Consider the following 18,800-nt stretch of genomic DNA (forward strand, 5'->3'; position numbering starts at 1 on the left):
AATCAGGCGTATTCAATTTTGACGTTTTTCATGGATAGCCATTCACCCAGGTTCTGACGCAAGACATCATCCGGGTTCACCCGCCACTGGTCAGACAGATACAGCTCAGCACTGGCATTGGCGTTCTGATAACGTATCAATACCGGGCAACCATCGGCGTTCAAATGTGGTTTCAGCATCTCTTGCAGTTTTTTCGTGTCTGCAGTCGATGTCAGCGTCAGACGCAAACCTTGCGAGAACTGCACGCGGGCACGGCCTATGTCCATGACTTTTTCAGCCGAGATACGCAAGCCGCCAGAGAACCTGTCTTCCGACACTTTGCCCAGAACAGCGAGGAATTCATCCTCCTTGAACAAGGATTTGAACTCTTCCATGAGTTCGCTATACACCGTCACCTCAACCACGGCAGTGCCATCATCAAGGCTGACGATGAGCAGCTTGCCGCGCTGTGTCATCTGGGTGCGCACACCGGTAATGATGCCGCAAATCAGGCGCAAGTCGCGTGAAGGTTCCAGCTTGGCAAGAGTGGTCTTGATGAACTGGCGCACTTCTGGCGCATAAGAATCAAACAGATGACCGGACAGGTAAAAGCCCAGCGCCAGTTTTTCTTCGGTCAGGCGCTTCTTGTCTGTCCACGGCGGTACATCCAGGTAATCTGGTGGCGCGATCAAATCATCGTCATCACCAAACAGGCTGACCTGGTTTGCTGCGGCTTCTGCCTGCATCGCTGCTTCCATTGCAAAATCGACGGTAGCCAGCAAGACGCCACGGTCTTTGCCCAGGCAATCCATGGCACCGGCACGTATCAGTGACTCTACCGTTCGACGGTTGACCTGCCGTTTATCGACGCGTTTACAGAAATCAAACAAATCCTTAAATGGTCCGCCTTCTTTTCTCGCAGTGATGATGCTTTCTATCGCATTCTGGCCCGAGCCTTTGACGGCGCCCATGCCATAGCGTATCTGGCTGGATTTTTTGCCAGGTTCGGCAACTGGCATGAAACGATAATCGGACAGATTGATATCTGGCGGCAGCATTTTGAGCTTGCAGATATCAATCGCATCTTCGACCAGGATTTTGACCTTGTCGGTATCATCCATGGCCAGCGACATATTGGCTGCCATGAAAGCAGCGGCATGATGCGCCTTCAGATAAGCGGTGTGATAAGACAGCAAGGCATACGCGGCAGCATGGGATTTATTAAAACCATAGCCCGCGAATTTTTCCATCAAATCGAAAATCTCGTCGGCTTTTTCTTGCGGCAAACCATCCTTGGCTGCACCGTCACGGAAAATCTGGCGATGCTCGGCCATCTCTTCTGCTTTTTTCTTACCCATGGCACGGCGCAGCAAATCGGCACCGCCGAGTGAGTAGCCACCGACCACCTGGGCCATCTGCATAACCTGCTCCTGATACACCATGATGCCGTAGGTTTCAGACAAAATGCCTTCGGTACGGGGATCAGGATAATCGAATTTCTCACCGTGCTTGCGTTTGCAGAAATCCGGGATCAGGTCCATAGGGCCAGGGCGGTACAAAGCCACCAGCGCGATAATGTCTTCAAAGCGGTCAGGACGCGCATCTTTCAGCATGCCTTGCATGCCGCGGCTTTCCAGCTGGAACACAGCCACGGTCTTGGCCTTGGTCAGCAAATCATAAGACGCCCTGTCATCCAGTGGCAATTTGGCCAGATCAAAGTCGGCCATGGCCGGGTCCATCATCTTGATATAGCGCACTGCCCTGTCGAGAATGGTCAAGGTGGTCAAGCCCAAAAAGTCGAACTTGACCAGGCCCACAGCCTCGACGTCGTCTTTATCGTATTGCGACACCACTCCAGAATCACCGCCCTGGGTATACAACGGGCAAAAATCTGTGAGCTTGCCTGGTGCAATCAATACACCACCGGCATGCATACCGATATTACGGGTGATGCCTTCTACCTGTTGCGCCAGGTCGAGCAGGGTTTTGACTTCTTCTTCGTTTTCCTGACGCTCAGCCAGCAAGGGTTCTTCTACAATCGCCTCGGCTATCGTGACTTGTTTGCCCGGTTTGAACGGGATCAGTTTGGAGACGCCATCGCAGAACATGTAGCCAAAGTCCAGCACGCGGCCGATGTCGCGTATCGCGCCCTTGGCAGCCATGGTACCGAAGGTGGCAATCTGCGACACCGCTTCTTTGCCATAACGGTCTTTCACGTACTGAATAACCTTGTCGCGGCCTTCCTGGCAAAAGTCAATATCAAAGTCGGGCATGGATACCCGCTCCGGGTTCAGGAAACGCTCGAACAGCAGGTTGTACTGCAAAGGATCAAGATCGGTGATCAGCAATGAATACGCAACCAGGGAACCGGCACCAGAACCACGGCCCGGCCCTACCGGCACGCCATTGTTCTTGGCCCACTGGATAAAGTCAGCAACGATGAGGAAGTAACCCGGGAAACCCATCTTGATAATGGTGTCGGTTTCAAACTTCAGGCGCGCCTCATAACGGGCACGCTCTTTCTCGCGCTTTTCTTCATTCGGGAAAATTTGATTGAGGCGAAACTCGAGACCACGCCGGGATTCATGCTCCAAAAAGTCATTGATGGTCATGCCCTCAGGCGTAGGAAAATCCGGCAGCTTCGGCTTACCCAGTTCCAGCATCAGGTTACAGCGCTTGGCGATTTCAACTGAATTGCGCAGTGCGGCTGGCAAGTCGGCAAACAATTCTGCCATCTCGGCCTGGGTCTTGAAGCATTGCTGTTCATTGAACCTGCGCACGCGGCGGCCATTGGCGAGCATATCGCCCTCGGCAATACAGACGCGTGCTTCATGGGCGGTGTAATCGTCTTTGCTGATGAATTGCACAGGATGGGTTGCCACCACCGGCAATTTGAGCCTGCCAGCCAGGGCCACGGCAGCACGCACATGATTGTCCATGTTCGCCTGGCCTGCTCTTTGTATTTCTATATAAAAATGATTGGGGAAAATACTGGACCAGCGCCTGGCGTTTTGTTCTGCCAAATCAAGATTGCCATTGTCGATAGCAACGCCGACATCACCAAAATGCGCGCCAGAGATGGCGATCAGGCCACCACCCTTACCTTCTTCAAAAATACTCTGCAACCATTCATAGCGGATTTCTGCACGCCCCTTGTGCTGGTTCGTCAGCCAGGCCTGTGCCAGCAATTCGCATAACTGCAAATACCCCAGCTTGTTCTTGACCAGCAACAGCAACCGGGATGGTTTGTCACGATCGACATCATTGCTGATCCACACATCGCAACCGGCGATAGGCTTCATGCCCTTGCCGCGTGCGGCTTTATAAAATTTCACCATGGCGAACAAATTCGCCAGGTCAGTAATTGCCATTGCAGGCTGTTTGTCTTTGACTGCTGCCTTGATAACATCATCAATACGCACCAGGCCATCGACTATCGAATATTCAGAGTGGATGCGCAGATGGACAAAGGCAGGCTCGTAGGGCTTGCTGACGACAACTTCGGTGGTCGCTTCAGGGGAGGTAATTAATTCTGTAGTCATACCGCTATTCTACCTGTTGCCCAAGCTGATCAGAAGCTTTGCCTTGCTAAAGTTTTCAAATATGCAATTTATATTAATTTAACTTTAATTTAATGAGCATTCGCACAAGCTAATTCATCATGCCGACAATAAATAAGGTTTTAATTTGCCTATTATGCAAATTCCAAATAAGGCCCCATGTCCAAAAAATCTGAGCCCTAAAAACAACAAATTCAGGAATGTAAATAGGTCTTGTGACTCTCGTCTTTGCATTTAAGCTACATTCGCCAGCCTCTGCTGTGTTACTCTAAATCAATGCATTTTCTGGCTCTGGGGCATAACTTGTTAGCAGAAGAAAAACTCCGCATCCATAGCAACTATTCTGGCAAGCGCTCTTACGGGCGTGCTGGCTGCGCTGCCCTGCTTTTTTCCCTAATGCATCAGGTAGTACTGGCCGGCGGCGGAGAAGAATCGATTTTTCTGGATGACGTACCTGTGGTGCTGTCCGCCTCGCGCCTGTCACAACCCATCAATGAAGCACCAGTCGCAGTCACCATCATAGACAGGCAGATGATCAAGGACTCTGGTGCCTGGGACTTGTCCGAGATTTTTCGCCTGGTACCAGGCATGTATGTGGCTTACCATGCCGATCCCTATTACTCAGCAGACAGCACGGTCGCCTATCATGGCATGGTCACCACCACGACCTCAGACCACATGCAGGTCCTGATCGATGGCCGCTCTGTGTATGCCAGTCTGTTTGGTGGTGTGAACTGGAGCGACTTGCCCATCGTCCTTGATGACATAGAACGCATAGAAGTCATACGCGGGCCAGACTCTGCCAGTTACGGTGCGAATTCATATTCCGGCGTCATCAATATCATTACCCGCCACCCGGCAGAGACCCAGGGTACCACTCTGTCCATGGCATTTGGCAATGGCCGCAAGGAGGGCATCTTGCGCTATGGCGGCAAGACTGGTGCATTAAGCTACCGCCTGACCGCCAGCATCAGGGATGACAAGGGCGAAGATGACACTATCAAGAAGCCGACTTCCGGCTTCACTTTCTGGAACCTGAACAAGTATGACAACAAGACCATACACAACCTGAACCTGCGCGCTGATTACCAGGTCAATTCTGCCGATACACTGGAATTCCAGTTCGGCTATAACGGTGGTCCGCGTGAAGTCGGTGAATACAATAATGTCTCCGCCATCAGCAGACGGGCAGAAAGTCATTTTCAGATGCTGCACTGGCGCCGCGCCCTCGAAGGTGGTGGCGAATTGTCCGTGCAAGCCTTTCACACTGTAGAAAGAGTGTATGCACGCCTGAAGGATTCTGACGGCGTCAGTGATGGCGATGCCATCTTGCGGCGCTATGACCTGGAAGTGCAGCACACCTTTTCACCATTCAAGAACGCCCGCCTGGTCTGGGGTGGCAGCATACGCTATGACCAGACGTATGCACCTTACTACCTAGGGGTAGGCGACAACCAGTATCTGTATGGCGATTTCCCTTATCACCTGCGCCGTTTTTTTGGCAATCTTGAATGGCACGCCCGCCCTGACCTGGTCTTCAATGTCGGTGGAATGATAGAAAACAATACCTATACCGGCACTGATACCACGCCCAGGGTTGCTGTCAACTGGCATGTGCAGCCCGGCCATACTCTGCGCCTAAGTCATTCACGCGCTACGCGCTCGCCTTCTGTGTATGAAAAAACTTATGACAATTACTGGCGCAGTGCAGACTTGTACCCAACTTTGCCGGAAATGCAGACTGAAAGAGTCAAATCAAGCGAAATAGGCTACATAGGTAAATACGGCAACCTCGATGTGGATTTTCGCCTGTTCTATGATGACTACAGCCAGTTGATTGATGTCAGGAACAGGCGCTCGGCTGCCAGCGGCAACCTTAATGCAGGCACAGCCATCATGCGTGGTTATGAATTGCAGCTAAAGGCGCAACTGACAGACAAGACGCGACTTATCTATGGCCTCTCTGGTGGTAGCGTAAAAAGTGATAATGTGAATGGCGTCGTGTATAGCGATTCGCTACCTAAATACAACCACAACATCATGCTCAGCCATAAATTCAATGAACAATGGAGTGGCAGCCTGGTAGCTTACCAGATGGCAAAAACCAAATTCAATGCCACCGACTACAACCCACGCGAAAACCGTGGCTATTTCATCGATGGTAACAAGCGCGTGGATGCCAGGCTAAATTACCAGTTCAAGCTCGGTGGCAAGTCTGCCGAGTGTTCGCTGATTGCCCAAAACCTGACCGATTCCCGGTATTTTGAGTACCGGCACGACAATGAATTGCCAGGCCGGACGCTGAGGCTGAACCTCAGACTGGACATGTGACCATGCATTGGCAGTCAACAAGGCTTTTGCGGTATGTAGTCAACTTGCTAGGCCTGACCCTGAGTTTGCTGTATGGGCAAACGGTTCTGGCACTGGACAACATCACCATCCTGCTGAGCGAAGAAGGCTCTGCTTATACTGAATTTTCCAGCCAGTTAAGCAGTCTGTTGGCGCAGGGACAAGGCAACGCAAAAAATACCATCAAGGTCTTGAGCCTGAACACCTACAAGGCAGAAGATGTGCCGCGCAATGCCAACAATCACCTGCTGATCGCGGTTGGCACACCGGCCATGACAGCCATGGCGCAAAAGCCGCCTGCCATGGCGGTATTGAGCGTGCTGGTGCCACGCAATACCTTTCAAAAAATAGCCAGGCAATATGGCCGCCACCAGGACCCGCATCATTTCTCGGCGATTTATTTTGACCAGCCGTGGTACCGGCAACTGGGTTTGATACGTACCAGTATGGCAGGGCGCAACCGCGTGGGATTATTACTCAGCAAAGACGGCAACGAGATGCTGGTCGGCTTATCAGCCATCGCCAAAGAAATGGAGCTGCAAATCAATGTTGAAACCGTCACCGATGATTCTGAATTACTGCCCGCCCTGCGCCGCTTGCTGAACAATAGCGACAGCCTGCTGGCCCTGCCCGATGCCGCCATTTACAACCGCAATAACATCCCCAGCATATTGCTGACCAGTTACCGGCAAAAAGTGCCGCTATTCGGTTTTTCTGCCGCCTACGTCAAGGCCGGCGCGCTGGCTGGCGTCTATAGCTCTGCCACCCAGATAGCCCAGCAGGTAGCAGAGATCATCGCGACGCTGCCCAATAATGGCTACCTGCCGCTGCCACAATATCCACGTCACTTCAGTGTCAATATCAATACCCAGGTCAGCCGCTCATTGAGCCTGGAAATGGAAGATGAAGTCAGCCTGACACGCAAGATCAAATCATTGCCGGAGCGTGTCCAATGAAAAACTGGCCACTCGCCCACCGCATATTATTCCTGGCACTGGCCCCGGTCTGGGTCATTTCTGCCCTGCTGGTACTGCTGGTTGTCATCGTTGGCATTACTGAAATTGATGGTGCCATCAAGGCACGCGGCACCGTCATCACCCGCCAGTTGGCACCAGCCAGTGAATATGGTGCATTCTCCGGCAACCGAGAAGTCTTGCAGGCACTGACACAGTCAGTCATGAAAGAAGATGACGCCAAAGCCGTGGTCATCACCGATGCCGACAATAAAGTACTGGCCGTCAGCGGCAAACCCAGCAAGCTGGGGCCGGAACATGCCAAAGCCGCCGACAATGGCAAGATCTTGCGCGGCGACCATGAGTCACTGATCTTTGCCGCCCCGATTTATCAGGGTAAATCTGAGGCCGATGCCTTTGACCTGTTTGACCGTATCCCGAATGACAAAGCTACCAAACAAAAGCTGCTGGGCCGCGTCTATCTGGAGCTGAGCACCCATGCCAGCCACCAGTCCAAGAATGTCTTTGTCGCCCTCAGCGTACTGATAGGCCTGGTCGGAACAGTCTGTGCATCCATACTCGCCATGCGCATGAGCCGTGACCTGACACGGCCATTATCACGCCTGCTCGATGGCGTGCACCGTATGGAAAAAGGCGAGCTTGATACCCGCATCACCGCAAATTCTGGCGGTGAATTGCAGGAGCTGGAAGCAGGCTTCAACCAGATGGCTGAGAAGCTCGAAGCCAGCCATAAATCCATGATGGAAGTCAACGCCAACCTGGAAAACCTGGTCGTTGCCCGCACCCGCGAACTGGAATTGCGCAACCGTGATCTTGAACTTCTGTCCAGCACCGACAGGCTCACCGGTCTGTATAACCGCCTCAAGCTCGAACAGATACTGGATGAAGAACACCAGCGCAGCCAGCGCTATGGAACCAGTTTTTCACTTGCGATTGTCGATATAGACCTGTTCAAGCAAGTCAACGACACCCATGGCCACCAGACCGGTGACCAGGTTCTCATCAATATCGCCCGCATCCTGCAAGACCACGTACGCAGCATGGACGCAGTGGGCCGCTGGGGTGGCGAAGAATTTTTAGTGATCTTCCGAGAAACGACTATCCACGCAGCAATAGCCACTGCAGAAAAACTGCGTTGCGCCATTGCCAACCATGAATTCGAGGTGGTCGGCAAAAAGACCGCCAGCTTTGGCGTCACCAGCTATTACCATCCAGACAATATCAACGAGATGATGAAGCGGGCTGATAATGCCCTCTACCATGCCAAGAATTGTGGGCGGAACCGCGTAGAATCCAGCGAAATGTAGATTTGGCATTGCCAGATAGTCCAGATTTTAGGGTACACTGGCTTTGATACCATCAAACGGGCAGGCATTCCTGCCCATGCAGGAACAAACTGCAAGCAAACCACGAGCAAACTTCGCGCCATCCATGCTGCGCTACGGTAAAATGCTTGTCATCTCCCTATTTATAAAGTGCCTTACAAGGTTCACAACAGTGATTAGCTATGAGCAAAGATATAAAAAATAACGATAATGCAACAACTGCACCAGTGTCCAACTTCCTGCGCGCCATCATCGACAATGACCAGGCTGCTGGCAAATACGCCCGTGACGGCCTGCCCACAGTCATCACCCGCTTCCCGCCTGAACCGAATGGTTACCTGCACATCGGTCATGCAAAATCGATTTGCCTGAACTTTGGCCTGGCACGCGATTACGCTGGCCGTTGCCACCTGCGCTTTGATGACACCAATCCTGAGAAAGAAGACCAGGAATATGTCGATACCATCATGGACAGCGTCAAATGGCTTGGCTTTGACTGGAACAACAAGGGTGAAGAACACCTGCACTATGCGAGCGATTATTTTGACCGTCTGTATGAAATCGCTGAATACCTGATCGGTGCTGGCCATGCCTATGTCGATAGCCAAAGCGCTGCCGACATGGTCACCAACCGTGGTGACTTTGGCCGCCCCGGTGTCAACTCACCTTTCCGTAATCGCTCTGTAGAAGAGTCACTGGACTTGCTGCGCCGCATGAAAGCGGGTGAATTCAAGGATGGCGAACACATCCTGCGCGCAAAAATCGACATGGCATCGCCGAACATGAATTTGCGCGACCCCGCCATCTACCGCATACGCCACGCCCATCATCACCGTACCGGTGACAAATGGTGCATCTACCCTATGTATGACTACACGCATCCGCTGTCTGATGCGATAGAAAACATCACGCATTCGATTTGCACGCTGGAATTCCAGGATCACCGCCCTTTCTATGACTGGATCATAGAACGCGCCGCCGAAGGTGGTTTCTTCAAAAAACCAGTGCCACAACAATATGAATTCGCCCGCCTGAACCTGACCTATGTCGTCACCAGCAAACGCAAACTGCGCCAACTGGTAGAACAAAACATCGTCACCGGCTGGGACGACCCGCGCATGCCTACCATCGTTGGCATACGCCGCCGTGGCTACACACCAGAATCCCTGCAACTGTTCTGCGAGCGCATAGGCGTAACCCGCTCTGACGGCTGGATAGACTACAGCACGCTGGAAGGCTGCCTGCGCGAAGACCTGGACCCAAAAGCACCACGCGCCACTGCCGTATTGCGCCCGCTAAAGCTCATTATCGACAACTTCCCGGAAGGCGAAAACATCGCCTGTACCGCACCTATCCACCCGCACCACCCAGAACTGGGCAACCGCGAATTCACGATAGGTAAAGAACTGTGGATAGAACAGGAAGACTTCATGGAAGAGCCAGTCAAAGGCTACTTCCGCCTCTTCCCCGGCAACAAGGTACGCCTGCGTTATGGCTATGTGGTCGAATGCACAGGCTGCGACAAGGATGAAAACGGCAATGTCATCGCCGTGCATTGCAACTACTTCGCCGACAGCAAATCCGGCACAGAAGGCAGCGCCAACTACAAAGTCAAAGGCAACCTGCACTGGGTCAATGCAGCAGATGCACTGGAAGCTGAAGTACGCCTGTACGACCGCTTATTCACGGATGCCAACCCTGATGCTGGTGGCAAAGACTTCATGGCCTTGCTGAACCCGGATGCGCTGGAAGTGGTACGCGCTTATGTAGAACCGGGCCTCGCGACAATCACGCCGGATACACGATTGCAGTTTGAACGCCATGGTTATTTTGTGGCGGACCGTGTGGACTCGGTTGTTGGGAAGCCGGTGTTTAATCGGGTGACGACTTTGAAGGATTCGTTCAAGTAACGACAAGAAAGTTGAAAATGAAAATTATTAGCGTACTCAAAGATGAACGAGTTGACTGTTTTTCAGTAATGACCGAAATGGCTGTTGCAGACTATTTGAATTTTGTGTCTCATGCATATAGCAATCGTGGAGGCATTGAAGGACAGCGAGATCAACTTACAGCATCGACCGCTATTCGTATTAGAAAGAGAATGTCAGAGGACTTCTTACAGGGTGCAGTATTACCTCCTGTAGTGATTGGGCTCATTGTACAAAGCAAAATTCTAAAAAAATTTGGTACCTCGACAAGACCTCAAATGAGAGATTTATTAAAGGATATCAAAGAAGACGACATTTCCATAATTGACGGTATGCAACGAACAACTGCTATTCAAGATTTAAATCTAGAAAAACCAGCTGAATTAAAAACGAGAACTATTCGAGTTGAATTTTGGATGTCAGCTCAAACAAACAGTTTGATTTATAGAATGTTAGTATTAAATTCCGGTCAGGTTCCTTGGAATCTTCGTCGTCAGATTGAAGTTGTTTTTAGCGGAGTGCTTTCAGAGATAAAGAAAAATGTTAAAGGCCTTGAAGTTAAAGAATTAAAGAATAAAGGCCGGAGAACAAAAGGAGGACAATTTCAATCAGACTCGTTGATTGAACTATTCCTCGTATTTGGCGCCAGAAAAGAAAAGGTAGACACAAAAGAACGATTAGCGGATGAATTCACGCGTCTTGATTTTATAGAGGCATCTTCGGATGATGGTTTCACTAAATTATTTTTTGACGCATTAAGTTTACTAGTCAACATTGACAAAGAGTTTGACCGACTAGATGAAATATCTCAAACCAGCACAACAAATGATATTGTTGACGGAAGATTTTCGATTGGAAAGGATATTTTTTCAAGTCAACCGGCTTGTGTAGGATTTATGACGGCAATAGCGATCTACGTCTTGGGGCGGCCAGGAAGTAAGCAAAAATCGCATTCACAGCAAGTGAAAGCAATTTTAGATATAAATACATGGGGAACTTCTTTTGTCACCAGATTAAAATCTTTAAGTCTTGAGGACATGCGAGCATTTTTAGATTTAGAAACATTAAATTCATTTTTGTCTTCACGAAAAAGTGGAAAGATCGGGGAATTTGAAAGAGAGTTTTTTCTTAAGGCATTCCAAGTTCTGATTGAGGATCAATTTAAAACTCAAAATATGGCAGAGTGCTGGAGAGCATTTTAAAGTGGCCAGATCAGCAATTGAATGTAACAAAGCGATTTTTGATCGCCTCAAAACGCATGCTGCAGAAAAAACAAATTCGCCAATTGGAGCCGAAATCTCCAAGACTAATTATTACATCCGCTCAAATGCTGATTCAAAAGAATGGATAATTAATGGCAATCTTGATGCTCCTATATACTTACCAAATAAAATAATTGCAACAAAAATTTCGCTTAACAGCCACCAACTCTTCGTCGTGGTTTCCGAAGATAAATTTGAATCTGTAAATCCCACTGATTTCGCGCATATTGATCAATGTTTTACAGACGACCAAATGAATTTTCCAGATTTTGAAGGTGGACTTTGGACTTTGATATTGGCAGAGTTAAAAATTGAACCCAGCATAGCAAGTGGTTACGAAATACTCCAAATTTTAATTACAGATGAAAAAGCTAATGCAATTGGGATAAGTGTTGACGCTTTAAAACTTTTTTTTCCAAAAATACAAATCTTCTATATTTCAGAAAATTCGATATATAGTTCATTCGATACCACTCAATTATTTTTAGCGCTCACTCTGCAAAATCCAAACAAGTTAACTTTGAATTGGAATAAAAACGCTATTGACTCTTTTGAGGACACACTTACAGTTCCTCATGACGAATACCCCTACTATTGCTTAATCAATTCACTATATTCTGCTAGGTGGGAATTAGCATTTCTGGAAATTTATAAACAACTTGAATTTCTTTATTCCATACCTCAAGCTGCCGAACTTAAAAGATTAATCCAATCACAAATAAGTGTTTTAGATATAGCGAAACACGTTGAAGACTCACTCAGTTGGAGAGCATCGGAAGAACCTTCTTTAGCCCACCTTTTTTCTTTGCTTCCTCAAGGCATCCATGACGACATCGTAAATGCCACTGCCAACCTAGCGCCATTTTCTGCAGTGAAACCTAATGCGGCAGCACGGATTTACAAAATACGAAATTCTGTGGTTCATTTACGTCCAGCTGTAAGGCCTATCGAAATCGACGAAGACTCTTGGAATTTATTGAACCAAGAACTTTGCAAAGCAAGTATCAATTTATATAGACAGTTACTTTAGATAAGTTGACTGAGACATTTTAAAGCTACAGCTCACATTCGCTGATTTTAATGCCGATTTAGCTCACACAGACTTAAACATTCGATAGCATCGCAACGTAAATGTTACCTTTTTAACCGTTTCCACAATTGTGTATCATTGAACTTCACAATCTAAATTTAAAGCGCAGATTACTCCATCATTTACCCCCACCACCGATAGCGTTAGAACGTTGTCCAGCAAACTGCCCTCTCCCAAATCCCGTCAAATTCCAGTGCCCAGAAACGCTACCTGTCTTAAGATTGATTTTGCCATCGAAACTCGCTGAGCCTGCCAGCCCCTTCCCTGTCATTTGCACGACACCATTTGTTGATACTTTACCGGTGATCGTAAAGCTGCTGTGGGCTGTGTCTGAATCGGCAGAGCCGAAGATGTTGCCCAACCGATCGACGTGGATATAAAACGTGCCTGCATCGGCACCGTTATAGCTGCCGTAATAATCTCCAAGAATACCGGTATAGCCAGATTCACTGCCCTCAGCTTGTGCCGATTCCCTGGCTATTGATGTTGCCTGCGAGCGAAGCTGGGCAAGACTGACTGCGGCTTTGGCGGGTGCTTCTGCTTCGGTGCCAGCTGTTATGTCGGCAAGTGATTTTGCTGTTGCCGTAGGTGTGGGCAATTTCTCGATGGGTGCCGGACTCACAGCCGTACTTGGTGTTTGCGCAGATTCTTTTTTGGCCGCAGGTGGCAGCTTTTGATCATCTGCTTTTTGATGTTCCAGGTATTGATGTCCTTCTTTTCGATGCTCATTTTTTGGCGGCAATGTATCTGTTTGCGGAGTAACAGGCGTCAGGAAAGTCACTGCTGTTCCAAACTCTGCCTTGTCTTTCTGCGGAGTGTAATTGCGTGATAAAGCGACGAAAAACAGGACGTGCATTATCAGGATGACGATCAAGGGTCGCATCCTGATATGGCTACTAAATTGCAATGTTTGCTGTAGCGATGTCATTCCATTTTTTAATGCGTTTTTTCGCTTAAGGCTGCAGACACTTCTGCCTGCAGCCTTTAGTTTACTGTGCCAGCGGAAAATCTGTATTGATAATCTTGTTGCCGATATCAGCCACGCTGACATCTGCATTCGATAATATCACGACGCCTTTGCCGGCTTTTTTATCGAAGGCGATGTAGCTGCTATAGCCGCCTGTCCGGCCTTCAAGACCCAGGATGGAACTGTTGAATTTATTGTTGTAGCCACCCCAGACCAGCAAGAGGCGGTTGCCTATTTCAAAGGGCATCTGCAATTTATGCATGGTACCGTTGAGCGGCGTCTTGGTCTGGTCCATATTGGCAGCGAGGAACTTGAGCATGTCATTGGCGGACGAGTGTAAACCACCCGCACCTTCGAAGGCGCTGAAGTTCCAGGTCGGTGCTACAGTGAATTGTGCCTTGCTGCTATAGCCTGTTGCCATGCGCTTTTGCAAGTCTGCATTGAGGTTCACGCTGGTGGCGGTCATGCCCAAGGGTGTAGTTACGCGATTCTTGATCAGGGTTTCATAATCGGTGCCGGCGCGCTGGCTAAGCACCTGACCCAGCAGGCCATTGCCCAAACTGGAGTACAGATAACGGCTGCCGACATCGTATCTCATCTGGTAACTGCCCAGAAATTCATAGGCTTTACTGGTGGTAAAACCTGCATAGGGATTGTCGGTACCTGTGCCTGGGGTGCCAGGTACGGCAGGCAGGCCGGAGCGATGCGAGGACAGGTCAGAGAGTGTGATTTTCCTGTCTTCATAGTAGGGTATCCTGACACCGTCAGGCAGGTAAGTCTCGATAGGTTCTTTCAGTCTGACTTCACTTTTCTCTGCCATGTCCATCATGGCCACGCCGGTAAATGCGCTGGTGATGGAACCAATTTCAAACAGGGTATCGCCATCGACAGGACGGCGCTCGGCAAGATTGGCATAGCCGTAGCTGATCACGCGGCTGCCTTTTTCATCGACGATGCCGACCACCAGGCCCACCGCTTTTTTGTCTGTATCAACACGCTGCTTGAGGATGTTCAAAATGTCTGCGTCGGACATGGATGTTGCTGCGTGTGCCTGAATGGCACCGAGTGCCAGCGTTGCCATCAGTAATTTCGCAGGGAGAAGGCGGGAAGTTTTTTTCATGTTCGTTGTGCTTTCTGATTCAGGATTAAGAAACCCAGACCCACTCATGGAGAGATCTGCAAACTGGTAATAACTGTGCGAAGGCAGGTTTATTGCTTCGCCGGTGCTGCTTGATTGCAAGCACATGGCGCAATATAGGCAATACCTGATTTTCAAGTAGGCAGATTGAGACAGAAGTGCAAATTAAGGGATTGAATGTGGAATTTTGAGGAACCAAATGCACGAACTGTTCGTGGATACCGCGCGCATCTGTACACAATTGATGCCGCAGTGGGCTGATAGTTTTAACGTGGCAGGGGCAATGTCAGGGGTAAGGTCAGGGTAACGACAGAGGTAACAACAATCCGCTTTGCTGCAATACTTCACGGGCCATGGTGACAAGGTTGCCATCCGCCAGCCCCTGCTCTTGCCGTAAATAGGAAACGTAATACATCAGTGGATTGAGCGGTGGTTTGACTGTCAGGGTGCGTATGATTCCACTCTTGATTTCTGCATCAACCACGGATCGTGGCAGCACGGCAATGGCGTGACCTGCTGCAACGAGCTTGATCATCATCGCCATGGAATTGCAGATGCTGAGGTTTTCTGGTTCATGGCCTGCCAGCCTGAACCATTCCATGACGACATTGCAAATCGTCGTTGGTGAAGGCATGGCAACCACAGGCAGTGCCGCCATGCCTGCGGGGTGCAAGGCTTGCTCATTGAGCACAGTTTGAGTAGATGCCACCCACGCAAGATCGACATGACCTATCGCCACATCAACAACATGCGGTGCCGAGACAGGGTCACTGAGAATGGCGATGTCAAGTTCACGGGCATTCAGTTTGCGGCTGAGGTTGGCCCCCACATCGATAGTCAGCTCTATGCGTACATCGGGGTACTGGGCTTTCAGCCGCCCCAATAGCTCAATCAAGCCAGACATGGCGGTTGATTCATTCGCCCCCAGGCGTAACAGGCCACGCATGGGGTTGCGCCGCTTGCTGATTTGTTCGAGGTCATCAGACAGGCGCAGCATTTTTTCTGCCTGCACCAGTACATCACGCCCTATCGGAGTAATGACGGCACGGTGGCCACCACGTTCAAACAGCTTGAGGCCAAGTATGTCTTCAAGCTCCTGGATTCTGGCGCTGATGGTCGGCTGGGTCAGGTGCAGGTGTTTGGCCGCCGCATGAAAACCACCCAGGCGGGCTATCCAGTAAAAGGTTTCCAGCTGTTGTAGTGAAGGTCGCATGATAGATAAATCTTATCAACTATTGGCAATAACTTCAATTATCTTCTATCAAGGCTACATTTTATACTGGCTGTATCAGTTCTGAGTTGTGCTGATTTTCATAATTCATTGACAAGTACTCACTCTTCCCATGCTATGGAGCCGCCCATGTCTTCCACATCCCTTATATCCCAGTCCCCTTCAGAATTACGCCTGGCCATACGCCAGGGTTTATGGCGTAAAGAAACTTCGGGTCTTGCGCCTGGCTATGTACAGGTTAATCTGGTGATACTGCCAGCCAAAGATGCCAGCGACTTTCATCGCTTTTGTCAAAAGAATCCCAAGCCCTGCCCCTTGATTGCCGTGTCAGAGGTGGGCGACCCGTTCGTGCCTTTCCTTGGAGCTGATCTTGATATCCGCAGCGACGTACCACGTTACCGCGTGTTCCGCCATGGTGAGCTTGTGGCGGAGCCTGATGATATCAGCGATGTCTGGCGTGACGACCTGGTTACCTTTGCCCTCGGCTGCTCTTTCACCTTTGAACATTCGCTCATAGAAAATGGCATAGGCATACGCCACATAGAGCAGGAGCGCAATGTGCCCATGTACCGCACCAATGTGCCAACCTCGCCTGCCGGTGCATTCCAGGGGCCGCTAGTGGTCACCATGCGCCCGATGAAGGCGGCAGATGCAATACGGGCGATACAGATTACTTCACGCTTCCCTGGCGTGCATGGTGCGCCTGTACATATAGGTGACCCGGCGCTGATAGGCATCAGGGACCTGGCCCAGCCTGAATATGGTGACGCAGTGACGATTAACGAGGGCGAGCTGCCGGTATTCTGGGCTTGTGGCGTCACACCGCAAGCAGCACTAATGCATGCAAAACCTGAGCTGTGTATCACTCATACGCCGGGTCACATGTTGCTGACAGATTTGCGTAATAACGATTACTCGGTACTTTGAAAGCCCCCTTACATAGAGGATGCAGGCGATGGAATTGATGGGTTTGGTTTATGGCCTGCTGGTCGCACTGATCTGGGGAGCACAGCCTGTGGTTGCCAGTTTTGGTTACCGCGCATCACTCGATATCTTCGACCTGACGGTATTGCGGTTTGCCGTCAGCGGGCTGATCATGCTGCCTTTTTTCATCAAGGCTGGGGCAAAGAATGCCGCAGGCACGGGCTGGCCCAGGGCGCTGGTCTTGCTGCTGCTTGCCGGGCCCTTGTATAACATGGTACTGGTCGGTGGCCTGCACTGGGCACCTGCGTCTCACAGCTCACTGATCTACCCTGCTTTTACGCCCTTGTTCACGTCCCTGCTGGCGAAACTGATGCTGGATAAGCGCGATGGCATCCCCATGCTGGGCCTGGGCTTGTTATTAGCCGGGGTGGTGGTGGTCAAGGCTGGCAGCATACTGCAAGCGCCATCAGCAGCTTATGCCCAGGCCTGGCGTGGTGACTTGCTGTTCATGCTGGCTGCGCTGATGTGGTCGTTTTACACGGTGCTGATGCGACGCTGGAATACCAATCCCCTGGCTGTGGTCAGCGTAGTACAGGTGGGTGGATTGTTGTATGTGCCTGTGTATTTTTATTTTGCCGGTACCAGCCTGTTCCAGCTTGATGCCGGTGCCATTGCAGTACAGGCGGTTTATCAGGGCTTGCTGGTCAGTGTGGTATCTGTCTTGCTATTCAACCTGGCGGTAAAGCAACTGGGGGCCAAAGCGTCGATGTTCACCGCGCTGATGCCTATCGTGGGGGTAAGCCTGGCCGTTCTCGTGCTGGGGGAGGCCATGACCATATCATTGCTGCTGGGTGCCATGCTGATATCAGGTGGCCTGTTTATTTCACTCAGACAAGGGGCCCGCCAGCAATAAAAAAGCAGCATGGTTTGCCATGCTGCTCAAGTCTCCTCCTGCAATGCTGGCTGCCTATTCTATTTTAAGTTTTTGCACTCCGCTGGCCGCACGCTTTTTAGGTAAGGTCAGATTCAATACACCATTGTCGTATTTAGCCGTGGCCTCGCTCGCTTCTATTTCTACCGGCAACTGGAAGCTGCGCGATACTTCGCCAAAATAGCGTTCACTGCGCAAGACTTTCTGGTCTGGACCTGTTTTGTCTTCCTGCTTGATTTCTGCCCGCAATGTAACCACATTGCCATCCAGTGTGACATGGATATCGTCTTTGGCAACGCCAGGTACCTCTGCATGCACGGTGTAGGCCTGATCAGTTTCCTTCAGGTCAAGCTTGATCTGTGCCGGACTAGGCAAAGGATCACCATGCAATGGTCTTACAAAGAAACCTGGATTGACGTCCCGAAAAAAATCATCGAAAAAATTACCACGATTGCTTAATGCTCCCATTTGTCTCTCCTTCAGAAAGATATGACACAAAATGAAAATCCATACTTGCTATGTGATCAAAATAGTATGCGACACAGCGCTTGACAAGTCAGGCAAGCAGGCGGTTTGACACATATCAAATAAGGACTGGAGCAGGTAGCTGAGCAGGTTACTGAGCTTGCAGCTGAGCATGCCCCTTTCCAGGCAAAACGAGTGAATTTAAAATTCTTGCCGGACATGTGTTAAGGTCAGTGCAGATTTTTCTTTTTCACATTGTTCAGTTGCCGGGCCTGTCGTCAAGACGGCCAATCTCAGAAGCACTTACATTTATGGAAATACAAGTTACAGACAGCTACGAACCCTGCCTCGATTGTGGAGCCTGCTGCGCCAGTTACCGGGTTTCATTTTACTGGGCCGAGGCAGAGGAAAATGGCATAGACGATTCCATGGTCGAAGCATTGACGCCGGTTTACTCTTGCCTGCGTGGCACCAACCAGTCCAGCCCGCACTGCCAGGCTCTGGCGGGGGAAGTAGGAAAGTTCGTCAAATGCACTATGTATGAGCAAAGACCCTCACCATGCCGCGAGGTGCAGGTCGGTGACGACAAGTGCCAGCAAGCCCGCGCCAGGCATGGTTTGGCCGCACTGCCATACAAAACTGAAAAGGTCTCAGACAAACTGAAAACTTGCGTGTAG

Annotated in this window: 14 protein-coding genes; 9 read left to right on the top strand and 5 right to left on the bottom strand. The window is 50.1% G+C overall.

Translation table 11 applies throughout. The features are described from left to right. Positions 1 to 2: 2 nt before the first annotated feature. Positions 3 to 3,521, bottom strand: a complete 3,519-nt coding sequence (gene dnaE, locus UNDKW_RS16480; protein WP_162059552.1) for a DNA polymerase III subunit alpha — start codon at positions 3,519 to 3,521, stop codon at positions 3 to 5. A gap of 321 nt (positions 3,522 to 3,842) precedes the next feature. Between dnaE and UNDKW_RS16485 the strand changes: the two genes are divergently transcribed. The 6 genes from UNDKW_RS16485 to UNDKW_RS16510 all read left to right on the top strand — a co-directional run bounded on the left by UNDKW_RS16485 (position 3,843) and on the right by UNDKW_RS16510 (position 12,407). Continuing rightward, positions 3,843 to 5,870 (top strand): TonB-dependent siderophore receptor, encoded by a 2,028-nt coding sequence (locus UNDKW_RS16485; RefSeq protein WP_197892910.1) that lies wholly within the window; start codon positions 3,843 to 3,845, stop codon positions 5,868 to 5,870. A 2-nt stretch (positions 5,871 to 5,872) separates the two neighbouring features. Next, entirely contained in the window at positions 5,873 to 6,844 is a 972-nt protein-coding gene (locus UNDKW_RS16490) for an ABC transporter substrate-binding protein (RefSeq protein WP_162059554.1), read from the top strand. Then, positions 6,841 to 8,169: a GGDEF domain-containing protein gene (locus tag UNDKW_RS16495; protein ID WP_162059555.1), complete on the top strand. Its 1,329-nt coding sequence runs from the start codon at positions 6,841 to 6,843 to the stop codon at positions 8,167 to 8,169. The genes UNDKW_RS16490 and UNDKW_RS16495 overlap by 4 nt, the downstream gene beginning before the upstream one ends. Before the next feature lie 200 nt (positions 8,170 to 8,369). Then, positions 8,370 to 10,097 (top strand): glutamine--tRNA ligase/YqeY domain fusion protein, encoded by a 1,728-nt coding sequence (locus UNDKW_RS16500; RefSeq protein ID WP_162059556.1) that lies wholly within the window; start codon positions 8,370 to 8,372, stop codon positions 10,095 to 10,097. A 17-nt stretch (positions 10,098 to 10,114) separates the two neighbouring features. Further along, positions 10,115 to 11,317: a hypothetical protein gene (locus UNDKW_RS16505; protein WP_162059557.1), complete on the top strand. Its 1,203-nt coding sequence runs from the start codon at positions 10,115 to 10,117 to the stop codon at positions 11,315 to 11,317. Between the two features lies 1 nt (position 11,318). Then, entirely contained in the window at positions 11,319 to 12,407 is a 1,089-nt protein-coding gene (locus UNDKW_RS16510; protein ID WP_162059558.1) for a hypothetical protein, read from the top strand. Positions 12,408 to 12,585: 178 nt separating this feature from the next. Here the strand turns inward: UNDKW_RS16510 and UNDKW_RS16515 are convergent, their stop codons facing one another. From UNDKW_RS16515 to UNDKW_RS16525, 3 genes are all read right to left on the bottom strand, one after another. Further along, positions 12,586 to 13,350, bottom strand: a complete 765-nt coding sequence (locus tag UNDKW_RS16515; RefSeq protein ID WP_232063008.1) for a cell envelope integrity protein TolA — start codon at positions 13,348 to 13,350, stop codon at positions 12,586 to 12,588. A gap of 106 nt (positions 13,351 to 13,456) precedes the next feature. Further along, the gene (locus tag UNDKW_RS16520; RefSeq protein ID WP_162059560.1) at positions 13,457 to 14,554 is read right to left on the bottom strand and encodes a serine hydrolase; all 1,098 of its coding nucleotides are present in this window, start codon (positions 14,552 to 14,554) and stop codon (positions 13,457 to 13,459) included. A gap of 316 nt (positions 14,555 to 14,870) precedes the next feature. Then, positions 14,871 to 15,785: a LysR family transcriptional regulator gene (locus UNDKW_RS16525; RefSeq protein WP_162059561.1), complete on the bottom strand. Its 915-nt coding sequence runs from the start codon at positions 15,783 to 15,785 to the stop codon at positions 14,871 to 14,873. Positions 15,786 to 15,932: 147 nt separating this feature from the next. Here UNDKW_RS16525 and UNDKW_RS16530 point away from each other — a divergent pair, with 147 nt between their 5' ends. After that, positions 15,933 to 16,730: a putative hydro-lyase gene (locus UNDKW_RS16530; RefSeq protein WP_174247599.1), complete on the top strand. Its 798-nt coding sequence runs from the start codon at positions 15,933 to 15,935 to the stop codon at positions 16,728 to 16,730. 28 nt (positions 16,731 to 16,758) lie between these two features. Next, positions 16,759 to 17,640 carry a DMT family transporter gene (locus UNDKW_RS16535; protein ID WP_162059563.1) on the top strand — a complete coding sequence of 294 codons (882 nt, stop codon included), beginning with the start codon at positions 16,759 to 16,761 and terminating at the stop codon, positions 17,638 to 17,640. A 54-nt stretch (positions 17,641 to 17,694) separates the two neighbouring features. On the opposite strand, the gene UNDKW_RS16540 is transcribed toward UNDKW_RS16535, so the two are convergent. Next, entirely contained in the window at positions 17,695 to 18,126 is a 432-nt protein-coding gene (locus UNDKW_RS16540) for an Hsp20/alpha crystallin family protein (RefSeq protein ID WP_162042062.1), read from the bottom strand. Between the two features lie 308 nt (positions 18,127 to 18,434). On the opposite strand from UNDKW_RS16540, the gene UNDKW_RS16545 reads away from it, so the two are divergent. Further along, a complete protein-coding gene (locus tag UNDKW_RS16545; protein WP_162059564.1) occupies positions 18,435 to 18,800 on the top strand; it encodes a YkgJ family cysteine cluster protein in 366 nt (121 codons plus the stop codon).

The sequence above is a fragment of the Undibacterium sp. KW1 genome (genome assembly GCF_009937955.1).
Classification (GTDB): Bacteria; Pseudomonadota; Gammaproteobacteria; order Burkholderiales; family Burkholderiaceae_D; genus Undibacterium.